This window comes from Ruegeria conchae, from assembly GCF_000192475.1.
GTDB classification, from domain to species: Bacteria; Pseudomonadota; Alphaproteobacteria; order Rhodobacterales; family Rhodobacteraceae; genus Ruegeria; species Ruegeria conchae.
Window position 1 is genome coordinate 39,099 of record NZ_AEYW01000028.1, and the last position, 13,954, is coordinate 53,052.

The following is a 13,954-nucleotide window of genomic DNA, read 5'->3' on the forward strand; positions in this document are numbered from 1 at the left end:
TCTCACGAATTTGAACACCGGCAGCCGCCGGTTTCGCTCTCTACAATAATGAGGTCACAAATGAACTGGCTTTCCACATTATTTACGTCCTTTTTGCTCGCTGCTCCATTGTCGGCAATGGCAGATTGGCAGTTTAGTTCAGGCCCAAGCCCTAATGCATTCATTCAGGCGAACAATATCACTTTAGAACTGCAATGCGACCGCATACGGTTTGCTCCAGCAGGCTATGAAGACAGCCAAGACATCGTGAACAAGCAGGGGCTTTCGTTTTGTTTCATGAGCAACGGCACAGCTGAAGTCGGTGCGTTTCAGGCCGAGCGGGCCAACAGTTCCTTCCGGGTTGTGGACAATTACCCCGTCGAAATTGAGTTCAATGACGCCAATGACTACGTGTTTGTTCTGGATCAGATTGCCGCTAACGCGACGCTCAATCTCTCTATGACCGATCAGGACATTTCGTATGCGATCCTCGAATTGAAGGGGTCTTCGGCGGCCATCCGTTCGTTGAAACGCAGTTGTAGTAACCTCGCCTCGTCGGGTTCAGGTTCCCGTCCGGAAGCACCTGAAGGCGTAGTCTATTGCGGCGGGGGCGGCACTCAGCGACAGATCGAATATGCCATTGTCGACACCGGCAGCGACTGGGACGCGCGTGTTACAGTCAACGGTGAAACGATGGACGCAATGACGTCCTACAGCTACTTCGGCAATGCAGAGCCGCCGCGTGGCTTTATCGTCGCTCTCTTGGGCCAGGACCGTTCCGAGTTTCTCGTTTTTGAAGATGGTTCAGAGCGTTGGATCGAATTCGGAGACTATCGATATGATCAGTGCAACTAGGGGCGCCGCGAAAGTGACCCTGATCTCGGCGCTGTTCTCTTTGACCATTGGTGCGGCTTTATGGGTCCTCTATTGGGTGCAAGGTGTGCAGATTGACGAGGACGGAGTGCTGCGCGAAGCGTTTTTCCTTCTCGGCCTTGGATGGATATTCACCTTAGGTGGAGTGGCGATGCTTCTGACGTCGCTGTTTCTCTATTTTTGGAACCGTTAATGCGGCTCTTCGCCTTAGTCGCGGCGATGGTAGTGCTGGTGACTGCCGCGTTCTGGGCGGGCGCGCGTGTACAGCTGGCCGTACAGGAGGACAACTGCCTGGACCTCGGCGGTGGAAGACATCCAGGGGACTACCCGGTATGCGTGGTAGAGCGATTTCCTGACTGGATTTCCATCGGCCCGATTGCTCTAATGCCTGCTGCTGTCCGCGAAATGAGCACCGAAGAGACCGGCAATGAGCAAGTGATCCTTCGGCTCGAGCTAAACAAAGACGCTGCTTTCGCCGTGGCGGGCCTGACAAGAGCGAAGATCGGAAAGGACCTTGAGCTGCGAGTTGGGAACAGGATGGTTAGCGCCGTGACGGTCAGAGAGGAGATCGCGAACAGGCGATGGAACCTCATCCTTCCCAAGGAGGCCGCCGATCTCGCGGTGCGTGAATACCAATGACTCAGCTAGCGCAGCTTCCTGCATCGAAATAGAACAATTGTGCGGGTCTGCTAGAGGAAAATCTATTGTCGAAAAACTTAGATAGCACTCTCTGCCGCAGCCTTGATCTTCAGCTTTCTGCTTCTGGCGGGATGTGCAGATTCCGTCCGGGAAGGCGGCGCGTGACAGGACACCCTGTCGGTGGTTTTGGATCAGGGTCCGCCCAGCAATATCGAGCGGCTCAACGATGGTCGGCGAGCATACTAGTGGATTGTCGAATTCACAGGCACGCAACCGATTGTAACCAACGCAACGACGAATGTAGAAAACGACATTTTATGTTCTACCCTAGCGAATACGTCATCTACTACGTTCGAGCCCTATTAGTATCGTTGCCCTTATTCTTTGATTGCGACGCCGCAGGGATATAAGTGGGCCATAGAGGGGCTTTTCAACGGGCGACCCAGATGTAACTAACCTTGCACCGATTTAGGTTATGCAGAATACGGCCCGGAGATCATCTTAGCCATGGAAATAACGGGAATCTGCACTCATCATTGAGATTTATGGAATCATCAAATGACGGAAAACCTATGAACTATGATGTCGCGCACGCGCTTGCTTCTGGTGCCTTACTTTACGCCACCTATTGGTAAATGCAGCTTACCGGTGTCCTTGACGGAAAGAGCAAGGGAAGACAGCGGCTGACACTTGCGGTCGCCTTTGCAGTCGTTATTCTTTTGCTAAATCTAGTGTGGCCAACCGCCTGATGAGTTTCCTTTAAGACTAGTTCACGAAGTCGCCGGGAGAGCGCTACCGCATTCAGCTCTCAGGAACCCATCCGCATAAAGTGTAGATCTGGTAAGTGGAGGTTTCTTCGTCTGGTGAGTTTACAACCAGCAGCCTATTTTTCTCAAGCGGGGTTAAGAGCTGGCGGTAAGAATAGGTTGCACCGTCAAATGAGCAGGCCAGATCAACGATTTGCACCGCGGTTCCGCGAAGAGCCTGAACTTGAGCGTAAGCACAAGACCCGTCGTCCGATTTGCGCCCCTCGTCGTCATAGATGACGTATCCGGCACGAAGGTCCCCATATTCCTCCGAAATCCGCGCGCCTTCCGCGCACGAAAGACCTTCCGGGACATAGAGTCCAGAAAAATGAACCTTTTCGGCCACTACAATCGATGAACTCAAGCCATAAAAGATAGTGGCAAGTTGTACCGTAGATTTGGAAACCATGCGGTTATATCGCGCGCGAGGTCAGTGTGGGTCAAGGCGATTCCGTGTAACGCACAACTCAATCGCGCGCGTTGTTAGCACTTCCCTAAAGGCTATCGTTTGGGCCACGACCAAGGTATGGGTTCCGCCGCTTCGACAAAGGTTTCCCCAGTGGCTTTGCCGAGGTGATGCGTGAGCGCATTACCCTTGCTCAAAGCTTTGGCTAACGCTCGGTTGTGAGAAACGACGATGATCTGACTTCGCGCGGAGGCTTCTTTGATCAACCGAGCTAGAGGTGGGATTAAGTCAGGATGCAGGCTTGTTTCGGGCTCATTTAGGACCATCAGGCTAGGAGGTCGTGGCGTCAGTAAGGCCGCCACGAGGAGCAGGTATCGCAGGGTCCCATCCGACAATTCCGCAGTGCTGAGCGGGCGCAGCAACCCGTGCTGTTTCATTGTGAGGCTGAATAACCCATCTTTCGCATGAACCTCAATTGAACTTCCCGGAAATGCGTCCATGACGGTCTTTTCAAGTGTTGCCACATCGCCGATTTCCCGAATTGTCTCAATAGCTGCCGCCAGGTCCGAGCCGTCACTTGCAAGAATTGGAGTTCGGGTGCCGACCTGTTGCCTTCTGGCCGGGGCCTCACGATCAGTCCGAAGTTGATCATAGAACCGCCAATTCCGCATACGGTCTCGTAAATGCAGCAGCTCTAATGCGTTATTCGGATCGGCTGCGTGGGTCATCATACTGTCAAACGGTGGAAGGGTAGTGGCCGCCTGGTTCCAAGAACCGTACTCCGACCGTACCCGTACACACGGGCCACGGCGCTCTGCAAGCGCGTTGTGTCGGCTCAATGTCTCGCCGATCCACAATGCTTCGGACTTGATCTCAGGATCATTAGAAAAGGCTGAGGTTTCTGCTGGCAATCCAAGCTCGACTGCGTACCCGTAGTCTTCGGACGCAAAGCCAAGCTTTAGGCCGACTGGTTTGCTCCGAGTCGTTCCGGTGATGGGTACTTCACCCGTTTTCATCCCTCGAGACAGCACTTCAGGCCCCGCCCACATTGTGGAGCCCAACCCTCCTTCAGACGCGAGTGTAGAGATGACACTACCTTGTGACACCTCGCTCAACATTCGAAGCGCGCGATACAGCGACGACTTTCCGACCCCATTGCCACCGGTAATTACCGTCAGGGGAGCAAGTGGCAGAACCAGATTTCGGAGAGATCGATAACCGGCGACAGCAACTGTAACAAGCATTTCAGTCTTTCCGGCTCCGGCGATCACACATCAACAGACGACCTATCAGACTAAACACAGGATGTCCGCAACAGGTTTTGATTAAGGCTTTCATGTAGCCGCTGCGAATGAGAGCTTTGTCTGTGGCTGACACAGTTGCATGGAACAAACTTCCTTGCTGTTGTTTCTGTCCAAATGAGCTAGACGCACTAGAAAAAGGGAGGTGGGTAGTAGTTGTAAAGCCGCTTTTTATGAGGTTGGTGTCCCTGAGCGAACTCCATGTTTGGCGCTCGCTGCCTGATGATGAGTGTCTGAGCATTTCTAAACGCTTCCGGCTGAACGCGAAGTGACTCCGGTTTAGCCGACCCAGAATACCCCATCAAGGAGGCGGCGGTCGTTGGCTATTTTGCGCCCAATCCTTATTTGTTGATTGTCAGCTCTCGTGCTGAGTTGGTCTGCATCGAAGACAACAACTTGCCTCAAGCCAATTACCTGATACGCATCATCATCGTAACAAACTAGACCCCAGCCGGGTTCTCCACATCCCTTCCCAAGGCAGCGAGGTCTGAGTATCGGTCGCCGATCCGGTGGTGCGGGCGACCACGGGTTGATGCCCCCAGAGCCACAACAAGTTCATCCACATCCGGCGCGTCGTAGATTGAAAACTGGACGGTCAGGTAGTGCGACCGCCGCCCGGTATCATGTTTGTCCATCAGCGGGATCTGAATTTGGGTGTTCGCGGGCCCTCGCGTGTTTGTGAAACCGAGATAGCTTTTTGCACCCACTGCCTCACGATAATAATTTCCGTACTGCAGGGTGTGAATAAGCGCGGAGGCATGTTCAATCTCACAACTTGTCCCGGCGATACAGGCTTTTCCGTAGGCTTCTATCGCATCGCCTGATCCCGCCAGAGCGATCAGTCTGTTGGTGAGCATCTCTCCCAGAACTGGCGCCATGCGCTGAATCTCTGGTGAAAGATCATCGACAAAGCCACGTCCTGCCCAAGGGTTTCTGACCACCGCTGCCACGCCGATCATGCGCAACACGGGTTCCGAAGGTCGGCCTCCTTCTGTGTGAATATCCTCATCAAAGGTGACTACCTTGCGCAATTCGGGGATCATATTGCTTCTCCTGTCAAACGTGATAGCTGTGGTGCCCGGTCGGTGTGTGTACGACGCCTTCGACTTCAGTTCCGTGGTAGAAACCAAATGTACCGTGGCTGTTTTCCTTTGCGTAACGGCGCAACATCGAATTTTCAGCCCCGTCGCGTACGCGTTCCAGCGGCAAGTCGCCGAGATCAAAGTATTGCATGCCGTCAGGGGGCTGCCCATGAACGCTTCCGTGGTAGATGATCCGCTGCGTCCCGCTTTTGGATATTCGATAAACCGCATAAGGATGCGCCAGCTCTACAATCAAATCTCGGTTTGACAGATCAGTGATCAGCCCATCTGTAGAATTGTTATTTGCAGGAGCAACCGGCACTGAAATGTGCCCGCTTTTGTCAACGGAGAGTAGGACCCGATCTTCGTTGGCCAGTACTGCTCCGACGGTCACACCACCTGCAGTGGCGGCCTCTGTCAGGGCACTGTTGAGCCCCAAATCGAAATAGGCACCGCGAAAGTAGCCCAGCGGATGTCCCTCGCGCGTTTCGAAATCCTCCACGCGGCCGATCAGGATCAGATGGTCACCAGCATCGACCAAACGGTGTCGGGCACAGCTGAACCGGGCGAGCGCACCGTCTATCGTGGGCATGTTCCGCGCGTCAGGTTGCCAGGCTGCAATGTCGAATTTTTTGGCTGATTGAGACGCGAAAAGGCCCGAGATTTCTTTTTGGTCGTCCGACAGGACGTTGACCGTGAAATGATCCGCCTGCAGGAAGGTTTCAAAGGACAAGGCCTGCTTACCGACACAAACCAGGAGTAGAGGTGGGTCGAGAGAAACGGAGGTAAATGAGTTCGCCGTGAACCCGCGCGGGGTCCCATCCGGCTGCCGGGTAGTGACCACTGTCACACCGGTGGCAAAGCGCCCGAAGGCGTCGCGCAGCGCCTTCCCGATTAAGGGTTCCGTCGACTCCGGTGGGGTCAATCCTTCCAGAATGCTATTGTGCTCACCTAGCGCAGGAGGGGTCGTCAGTGCACCTTGGCGGTGCCGACCGAACCGCAACGGGTTTGCTGCCACGGTCCAAGGTTCATGTCCCGCATCCGGATGCGGAACCTTCGCCAGCATGCCGCGGCTGGCTACATGAGGGTCGGCCGTGATGTCCGAGATAGTGTTCATCGGGCCGAACGGGACCTGGCCACCCAGTGTTGCCGTCAATTGCTCCTTAGTCCGTTGTCGGGTCCAATCGCTTACGATTTTGTTGACTTCGGACGCATGGTTGGCCCGGGCCGCCCTTGTGGAGAAGCGGTCATCTTGTCCAAGCGACGGTTGCCCCATCAGCCGTGTCAAAAGCTGCCAAAACGCATCGTCGACAATTCCAAGCGCGATGTGGCCATCGGCTGCCGGGTAGAGGCCAAACGGGGAAAGGAAGGGATGCCCGTTGCCTTCAGGTCCGGGCACCTTTCCTGTCACGTCATGCAAATACACCATTCGTTCGCAAAGCGAGATCATGGCATCATACATGGCCACATCCACAAACTGCCCTTTGCCAGTCGCTTCGGCCTCGCGCAGGGCAGCCATGATGCCGAAAGCCATCATCATGCCGGTGAATATGTCACCTACCCCGGGTCCGGTCTTGGTGGGTGTGTCAGAATTCGGACCGGTGACGGACATCAGACCGCCCATGGCCTGCGCAACCACATCGTACGAAGGCCAGTTGGCATAGGGGCTTTGGCCTGAGCGCGGGTCGCCAAAGCCTCGGATCGCGGCATAGACGAGCCGGGGGTTGTCGGCAGCAAGGCTTTCATAAGACAGGCCAAGGCGATCCATCACGCCCGGGCGGAAATTCTCGACCATGACATCCGCCGTTGCCGCAAGATCTCGAAAAGCCCTACAGCCCTCGGGCGATTTCAGATCAAGCTGCACGCTTTTCTTGCCGCGGTTCAGGCTTACAAAGTAGCCGGCCCAGGCATGATCCGGGTCGTCTTGACGGAACGGTCCGTTGCCGCGGCTGGTGTCGCCATGTTTGCCTTCGATCTTGATCACCTCGGCACCGTGATCCGCCAGATGCATTGTACAATAGGGACCTGAAAGCATCCGGCTCAAATCCAACACACGCAGGCCTTTGAGGATTTGGGTGCTCATGGCTTCAGATCCAGATTGTTGAGAAAGCTGCGGAGTGGCTTGTTCACAGCGTCCGGGTCTTCGGCAAGTGCCATATGCCGCAGTCCCGGGAGGATAAGTGCACTGCCCCCCGCAATCTCGCTTGCGATGGCATTCGCCATCTCTGGCCCGTTGCCGAAATCCTCATCACCCGTAATCACCAGCGCAGGGCAAGAAATCGGCGGGCTTGGCGCAACAATTTCGTCGATACCATCGACCAGCACGCGATAGATGGTGTGGTAAATTGCTTTGTCATTGGCCATGACCCAGTCACGAACCGTGTTCATCATACGAGGGTTGGATTGGCGGAACGCATCGGTGAACCATCGGTCCAGCGCGGCTTCGACTGTTGCCTTTGGTCCGTCCAGCCGTGCCTGTTCCACCCGTTTCAAGATTGCCTTTTGTGCGGCGTCGGTTCGTTTGTGAGGGGAATGCAGGATCACCAGAGCTGAAACCCGTTGCGGCACATCCTGGGCAAACCGACGCGCGATCATGCCCCCCAATGAGAACCCTGCGATAACCGCGTTTTGGATGGCGCAGTGGTCCAGCAAGCTCTCTAGCTGGCGTGAAAACATTGAAAGGCTGGGGCATTCGGGCGGTGGGGCACTTTGCCCATGTCCAAATAAATCATAGGTGAGAACGCGAAAGCGATCAGGCAGTGCAGGGATCGTCCATTGCCAGCAATCCTGGTTCAGGCCCAGCCCATGGATCATCACCACAACAGGCGCATCTTCTGGTCCTGTCATTTTGAAATGGGTTCCGTCTGGTGTTATGCCCATCAGGATTGGTCCTCAAGCGGACGATAGGCCACAACTTCGACCTCAACGCGGGCATCCACCAGAAGATCGCTGACCACAGCCGACCGGGTTGGAGGCTCAACTGGAAAATAGTCGGCGTAGACGGCGTTAAATCCAGGGAAATCGTCGCGCTCCCGCAGCCAGACCATGGCCTTGATGACATCTTCGCGGGTGCAGCCTGCCTCGGCCAGTGTCTTGGTGATGTCGTCCAAAACTGCGCGGGTCTGCTCTTCGACGGTGCCATCGGTCATGGGAATGCCGTCTCGCATCGGAATTTGCCCTGTCAGAAAAACGAAATCGCCTGCCCGGATGGCGCGGGAAAGCGACAGAACCCGCCCGCCAATTTCCAGTGGACCTCCGATAACCTGCTTTTTGTTACCCATTTCCAAGCCTCCCTTTGGAACAGCCTGCACCCATGATCGGGCGCAAGACTCGGATTTTTCGACAGGCTGCGTCGTATTTTCATAACCCTGAGACGCGAAAGCAGACATGAATAGGAAGACAGCAATCAGGGGGGAGGCACGCCATGGCTGATGTCAAAAACTATCAGATGCTGATTGACGGTGACTGGGTCGACGCCGCGGATGGCGGTACTTTCGACAGTATCAACCCCGCCAATGGTGAGGTCTGGAGCCGTGTTCCAGAGGCGACCGAGGATGATATCAACCGAGCGGTCACGGCAGCACACACTGCTTTTGTCGGCGGCCCCTGGGCGCGGATGACACCGACCGAGCGCGGCAAATGCCTGCGCAAGCTGGGCGATCTTCTGGCGGATCATTCCGAAGAGCTGGGACGAACTGAATCCATCGACACTGGCAAGATGCTCAAGGAGACGCGGTGGCAAGCCAAATATATTGCCGAGTTTTTCCACTTTTTTGCTGGGTGTGCGGACAAGGTAAGCGGCGAGACCCTGCCCATCGACAAACCTGACATGTTTGTCTTCACCAAGCGCGAACCCCTCGGTGTGGTTGCCGCTGTGGTGCCATGGAATTCGCAATTGTTCCTTGTGGCGGTCAAGATCGGTCCGGCATTGGCTGCCGGGAATACGGTTGTTCTGAAAGCATCTGAACATGCCAGCGCGGCGATGTTGGAATTTGGGCGACTTGTCGAGATGGCCGGTATCCCGCCTGGTGTTGTCAACATCGTGACGGGTCATGGAGAACCTTGTGGACGGGCTTTGACCGGGCATCCACTGGTGGCGCGCGTCTCATTTACCGGAGGTCCAAACGCTGCGCGCCATGTATTGGAAAACGTCAAACGCAACTTTGCCGAGGTCTCATTGGAACTGGGCGGCAAGTCGCCCTTTATTGTTTTTGATGACGCCAATATCGAAAGTGCAGTCAATGCCTCAATTGCCGGTATCTTTGGTGCGACAGGGCAAAGCTGTGTTGCCGGATCGCGCCTCTATTTGCACGAGGACATCGCGGATGAGTTTCTCGACAGGATGGTGGCGCAGGCGCAGCAGATCCTCATTGGCGATCCACTGGCCGAAGAAACTCAGATGGGGCCGCTTTGCACCGCCGGACAGTTGGACCACATCCAACGCGAGGTCGCCTTCGCTCAGGAAGAGGGCGGCAAGGTTTTGGTGGGGGGCAAGCAGCCGGAAGACAAATCAGGGCTCTATTTCGAGCCAACCATCATCGACTGCCCACGGCAGGACCTGCGGATCGTCGATACAGAGCTTTTTGGCCCTGTTCTGTGCGTTCAGCGCTTCAAGACCGAGGCTGAGGTGCTGGAACTGGCCAATGATACCGAACACGGGCTCGCGGCGGGTATTTTTACCGCCGACGGTGCCCGATCCTTGCGCATGGCGAACGCGGTGCGTGCAGGGATCGTCTGGGTCAACACCTACCGCGTTGTATCCCCGATAGCCGAGTTTGGTGGCGTCAAAGGATCCGGCTATGGCCGCGAAAGCGGGTTCCAGGCGATCTACGACTACACCCGGCCCAAGACGGTCTGGATGAACACATCGGATGAGCCGTTGGCGAACCCGTTTGTAATGCGCTGAGGGAGGTGAGCATGAAATTCCAACTTGCCGTAAACATGGAGCGGATCGACAACAGTCTGGATATGAAAGACGTCGCGCGCCACACATTGGAGATGGTGCAAATCGCCGAGGATGGCGGTTTCGATATCGTTTGGGCTGCTGAGCATCACGCGCTGGAAATGACGATTGCGCCCAACCCGTTCCAACTGCTGACTTGGTGGTCATCCGAGACCAGCCGGATCCGGCTTGGTACGGCGGTGGCGACCGCTGCGTACTGGCACCCGATTAACCTGGCTGGTGAAGCCGCGATGCTGGATCTTTTAAGCGGCGGTCGGTTGGAGTTTGGTATCGGGTCAGGTGCCTATCAGCGCGAGTTCGATCGCATGAAGCCGGGCCTCAAGCAATCTGATGCGTGGCGCTATATGCAAGAGATGCTGCCCACGGTGCGCGAGTTGTGGAAGGGCGATTATGCGCATGAAGGCGAATATTGGCAATTCCCGACATCAACCTCGGTACCCAAACCATTGCAAGCCGAGGTTCCGGTTTGGGTCGCGGCGCGCTCGCCGATCACCTATGACTACGCCATGCGTGAACGCTGCCACGTGAATTGCTGGCCTTTCACCCGCCCGTTCGCTGAGGCCGAGCTGTACAAAAAGCAACTCGATGAGGCGATTGAAAAAGCGGATAATGGCTGGGTGCCACGTTTTGCGCTGATGCGCCATTCCTGCGTTTACGACAATGCGGCCGATGGCGAAAACGCGATGAAGGCGGTGCGACGATTGCTGAGCCAGTTCGAAAACCTCTATCGCAATTTGGGCGATGTCAAAGATGGTTTTCCTGCTTCCATTCCGCTGGATCAGTTGGAGGGCCGGGAACAGTATGATCCCTTGATGCTGGAAGAAAACCTAATGTTCGGTTCACCTGAGCGTGTGATTGGAAAGCTCAAGAAATATCAGGGGCTCGGTGTAAACGAGTTCATCTACTATGCCTCGATGGGGCTGGATCACGCGGCGCAGCAGCGATCCTTGCGCATGTTCTGCAACGAGGTCATGCCGGAATTCAAGGAGGACTGAAGCAATGGCAGAAGGGGTCAAAACACACCGCGACGGCCACGTTCTGGAAATCACACTAGAGCGGGGCAAAGTAAACGCCATCGACGTTCCCACCAGTCAGGCCTTGGCCGCGGCGTTTCAGGAGTTGCACGAGAACAAAGACTTGCGTTGCGCGATCCTGACCGGGGGAGGAGATCGGATTTTCTCGGCCGGTTGGGATTTGAAGGCCCTGAATGAGGGTGAGATGCAGCTCGACAACTGGTGGGAGAGTGATGACTACGGGTTCGGCGGGTTCACGGGTCTGACCGAGAATTGGGCGCTCAACAAGCCGGTTATCGCGGCCATCAACGGTCTGGCCATCGGCGGCGGGTTTGAAATGGCCATGGCCTGTGATCTGCTGATTGCGGCGGAACATGTGGAATTTGGCTTGCCTGAAATGCCTTTGGGCATCGTTCCAGATGCGGGGGCACTGCAACGCCTGCCTCGGAGAATACCGCACAATATCGCCATGGAGATGTTTCTGTTAGGCCGTCGCATGACCGCGACCGAGGCGGCGCATTACGGGTTGGTCAACAAGGTGGTCCCAAAGGATCACTTGATGACTGCGGCCCGGGAATGGGCGGCCTCGATTGCCTGGTCAGCGCCTCTTGCGATGCAATCTGTCAAAGAAGTGCAGCGTGAGATCGAGTGCGTGCCGCTGGAACAGGCCTTTCACAAGATGCGAACCGATCCGATGCCGATCTACCGCAAGATGCTGAAATCTGACGACGCGGCAGAAGGTGTCGCGGCTTTTGTCGAAAAGCGTGAACCCAAATTCAAGGGTGAGTGATGTATCCTGACCCCTCATCGATCACCCGCATCACCAGCATTGGAGCCGGCCCCATCGGCGGCGGCTGGGCAGCGCATTTTCTTGCGCGTGGTTATGATGTGACCGCCTATTTGCATGACGCGAGCGAATCCGATGCCTTTCACGCAATCTTACGAACTGCTTGGAAGAGCTTGACGGATTTGGGGCTTGCCGCCGGTGCGTCGCTTGACCGCTTGCGCATCGTTACAGATTTGGAGGCTGCACTGGACGGCGCCGAATTTGTGCAGGAAAGCGCGCCCGAGCGTCTTGAGATCAAGCAGGCACTTTATCAACGACTCGGGCTCATTTTGCCAACAGAAGTCGTGATTGGCTCTTCCACGTCCGGCTTGATGATGACCGACATCCAAGCGACTTGCGCGACACCGGAACGCTGTGTGATCGGCCATCCCTTCAATCCACCCTATTTGCTACCACTGGTCGAAATCGTGGGCGGCGAACAGACATCACCAGAGGCGGTGGCTTGGGCCGGGAAATTCTACGAAATCGCGGGCAAGGCCCCCTTGATGATGAAAAAAGAGATCCCCGGCTTTGTCGCGACCCGACTGCAAGAGGCGCTTTGGCGAGAGGCCCTGCATATGGTCGCCAATGGAGAGGCAACGCCGGAAGACATCGACATCGCACTCATGAACGGCCCGGCGCCTCGTATGGTCTCGCAGGGTCAGTGTATGGCTTTTCACGTGGCCTGTGGTGCCGGAGGCATGGCCACCAACCTGGATCAGTTCGGCCCGGCGCTTAAACTGCCCTGGACCCGTTTGGAGGCACCTGAGCTGACGAAGGAATTGCGCGATCGCATGGTCGATGGCTGCAACGCTGTCGCCGGCGACCGAGATTTCGAGGACATGGCAGCCCAACGAGATCGCGAAATAGTTGCAGTGCTGAATGCTCTGCGTCACTCCCGCGGGGGATAACCTTGAGCGGGCACGTTGTTCAGAATGGACAAGAAATCCGAGAGAGAGCCGGGCCAGCTGGGTGCCGGCTCGCTTTTCGGCCATGCCTCACGGTATTCGGATGGGCGCCGGCCGAAGAATTTACCGAATGAATAGGCAAAATGTGACAGTGTATTGAATCCTGATGCGGTGGCAATCTCGCGTACACTGAGGTCGGTCGAAATCAACAGTAGGCGAGCATTCTGCAATCGGCGCAATAAGCCGAATTGCACCACGGTACAGCCCACGTGTTTCTTGAATTGGCGTTCCAGTTGACGCTGAGAAACACCTAGAACATCAGCGATTTGGGGCACTTTGAGCGGCTCTTCTATGTTTTCTTCGATCAGGGTCATCGCTTCTCGGATCAACGGAAGCATGGTTTCCGTGCTCCGGCCCATGGTGCTGCGCTGGGGTGAGGCGGCGTCGCGAATGGGGTGATGCAGCATCTGGTCTGCAATCTCCCCCGAAAAGCCGCTGTCGCTGATGGATTCAATCAGCCTTAGCATCAGATCGACCCCAGCCAACCCGCCCGCGCACGTCATTACCTTGCCGTCAATAGTGAACAGACACTCATGGACATCGACCCGATCAAAGGATTCCCGGAACCCGCTCAACCACGACCAGTGAATAGTCGCAGGTTTGCCGTCCAACAGGCCTGCACGTGCGACGATGTAGCTGCCCAATTCAACGCCGCAAACAGTTTCGCCTGCGCGTGCGCGTTTTCGCAACCAGGTGAGTAAAGCGGTGTTTTCGTAGTGTTCAGTACCCCAACTGCCCAACACAAACACAAAACCTGCCGGAGTGAGGCTCCCGTAGTCGGTGTCAACTGCGGTCGTCATGCCATTGCTGGCAACAATCTCAGGACCGTCGAACGAGACGATGTCCCAGGAAAACATCGGTTCTGGCGCCAGGTAATTTGCGATCCGCATGGTTTCGATCATGGTGATCAGCGTGGTCAGGTTGAAACGCGGGACAACGACAAATACGGCATGCCGTTTAGCCCGAGCCATATGCGTTGTGATGTCGACATGCATTGGTTTTACCAAGAAGCTTTAGGTCAGATTTTTCGCCATTCTAACCTAATCTGTGGCGGATAATCGACATCTTTATCCGTCAATCGCGCGGCAATCTAGGTAA

At 55.8% G+C, this 13,954-nt stretch carries 14 protein-coding genes; 7 read left to right on the top strand and 7 right to left on the bottom strand.

Translation table 11 applies throughout. The features are described from left to right. Nucleotides 1-60: 60 nt before the first annotated feature. From G7G_RS0122400 to G7G_RS24315, 3 genes are read left to right on the top strand one after another with little or no spacing between them, the layout of a single operon-like run. Nucleotides 61-834, top strand: a complete 774-nt coding sequence (locus G7G_RS0122400) for a hypothetical protein (RefSeq protein WP_010443795.1) — start codon at nt 61-63, stop codon at nt 832-834. Beyond that, nucleotides 818-1,045: a DUF3955 domain-containing protein gene (locus G7G_RS0122405; RefSeq protein ID WP_010443797.1), complete on the top strand. Its 228-nt coding sequence runs from the start codon at nt 818-820 to the stop codon at nt 1,043-1,045. Before G7G_RS0122400 ends, G7G_RS0122405 begins: the two co-directional genes overlap by 17 nt. After that, nucleotides 1,045-1,491 (top strand): hypothetical protein, encoded by a 447-nt coding sequence (locus G7G_RS24315; RefSeq protein ID WP_010443799.1) that lies wholly within the window; start codon nt 1,045-1,047, stop codon nt 1,489-1,491. The genes G7G_RS0122405 and G7G_RS24315 overlap by 1 nt, the downstream gene beginning before the upstream one ends. An 801-nt stretch (nt 1,492-2,292) precedes the next feature. Here G7G_RS24315 and G7G_RS0122415 read toward each other — a convergent pair. The 6 genes from G7G_RS0122415 to G7G_RS0122445 all read right to left on the bottom strand — a co-directional run bounded on the left by G7G_RS0122415 (nt 2,293) and on the right by G7G_RS0122445 (nt 8,367). Then, on the bottom strand, nt 2,293-2,661 hold the full coding sequence (locus tag G7G_RS0122415) for a hypothetical protein (protein ID WP_139056640.1): 369 nt from the start codon (nt 2,659-2,661) through the stop codon (nt 2,293-2,295). Between the two features lie 137 nt (nt 2,662-2,798). Continuing rightward, nucleotides 2,799-3,947 (bottom strand): AAA family ATPase, encoded by a 1,149-nt coding sequence (locus tag G7G_RS0122420; RefSeq protein ID WP_029622285.1) that lies wholly within the window; start codon nt 3,945-3,947, stop codon nt 2,799-2,801. Between the two features lie 497 nt (nt 3,948-4,444). Next, nucleotides 4,445-5,047, bottom strand: a complete 603-nt coding sequence (locus tag G7G_RS0122430; RefSeq protein ID WP_010443804.1) for an amino acid synthesis family protein — start codon at nt 5,045-5,047, stop codon at nt 4,445-4,447. Nucleotides 5,048-5,060: 13 nt separating this feature from the next. Further along, on the bottom strand, nt 5,061-7,169 hold the full coding sequence (locus G7G_RS0122435) for a CoA transferase (RefSeq protein ID WP_010443806.1): 2,109 nt from the start codon (nt 7,167-7,169) through the stop codon (nt 5,061-5,063). Next, nucleotides 7,166-7,966: an alpha/beta fold hydrolase gene (locus G7G_RS0122440; RefSeq protein ID WP_010443808.1), complete on the bottom strand. Its 801-nt coding sequence runs from the start codon at nt 7,964-7,966 to the stop codon at nt 7,166-7,168. Before G7G_RS0122440 ends, G7G_RS0122435 begins: the two co-directional genes overlap by 4 nt. Next, complete coding sequence (locus G7G_RS0122445; RefSeq protein WP_010443810.1) at nt 7,966-8,367, bottom strand: RidA family protein; 402 nt, start codon at nt 8,365-8,367, stop codon at nt 7,966-7,968. The genes G7G_RS0122440 and G7G_RS0122445 overlap by 1 nt, the downstream gene beginning before the upstream one ends. A 143-nt stretch (nt 8,368-8,510) precedes the next feature. Between G7G_RS0122445 and G7G_RS0122450 the strand changes: the two genes are divergently transcribed. Genes G7G_RS0122450 through G7G_RS0122465 form a run of 4 tightly spaced genes read left to right on the top strand, consistent with a single transcriptional unit; the run spans nt 8,511 to nt 12,799 of the window. Continuing rightward, nucleotides 8,511-9,992: an aldehyde dehydrogenase gene (locus G7G_RS0122450; protein WP_010443812.1), complete on the top strand. Its 1,482-nt coding sequence runs from the start codon at nt 8,511-8,513 to the stop codon at nt 9,990-9,992. A gap of 11 nt (nt 9,993-10,003) precedes the next feature. Continuing rightward, on the top strand, nt 10,004-11,044 hold the full coding sequence (locus G7G_RS0122455; protein WP_010443814.1) for an LLM class flavin-dependent oxidoreductase: 1,041 nt from the start codon (nt 10,004-10,006) through the stop codon (nt 11,042-11,044). A 4-nt stretch (nt 11,045-11,048) separates the two neighbouring features. Then, nucleotides 11,049-11,852: a carnitinyl-CoA dehydratase gene (locus tag G7G_RS0122460; protein WP_010443816.1), complete on the top strand. Its 804-nt coding sequence runs from the start codon at nt 11,049-11,051 to the stop codon at nt 11,850-11,852. Then, nucleotides 11,852-12,799 (top strand): 3-hydroxyacyl-CoA dehydrogenase NAD-binding domain-containing protein, encoded by a 948-nt coding sequence (locus tag G7G_RS0122465; protein WP_010443818.1) that lies wholly within the window; start codon nt 11,852-11,854, stop codon nt 12,797-12,799. The genes G7G_RS0122460 and G7G_RS0122465 overlap by 1 nt, the downstream gene beginning before the upstream one ends. Here the strand turns inward: G7G_RS0122465 and G7G_RS0122470 are convergent. Continuing rightward, nucleotides 12,781-13,863 carry a GlxA family transcriptional regulator gene (locus tag G7G_RS0122470; RefSeq protein ID WP_238528861.1) on the bottom strand — a complete coding sequence of 361 codons (1,083 nt, stop codon included), beginning with the start codon at nt 13,861-13,863 and terminating at the stop codon, nt 12,781-12,783. The genes G7G_RS0122465 and G7G_RS0122470 overlap by 19 nt on opposite strands. Nucleotides 13,864-13,954: the final 91 nt, after the last annotated feature.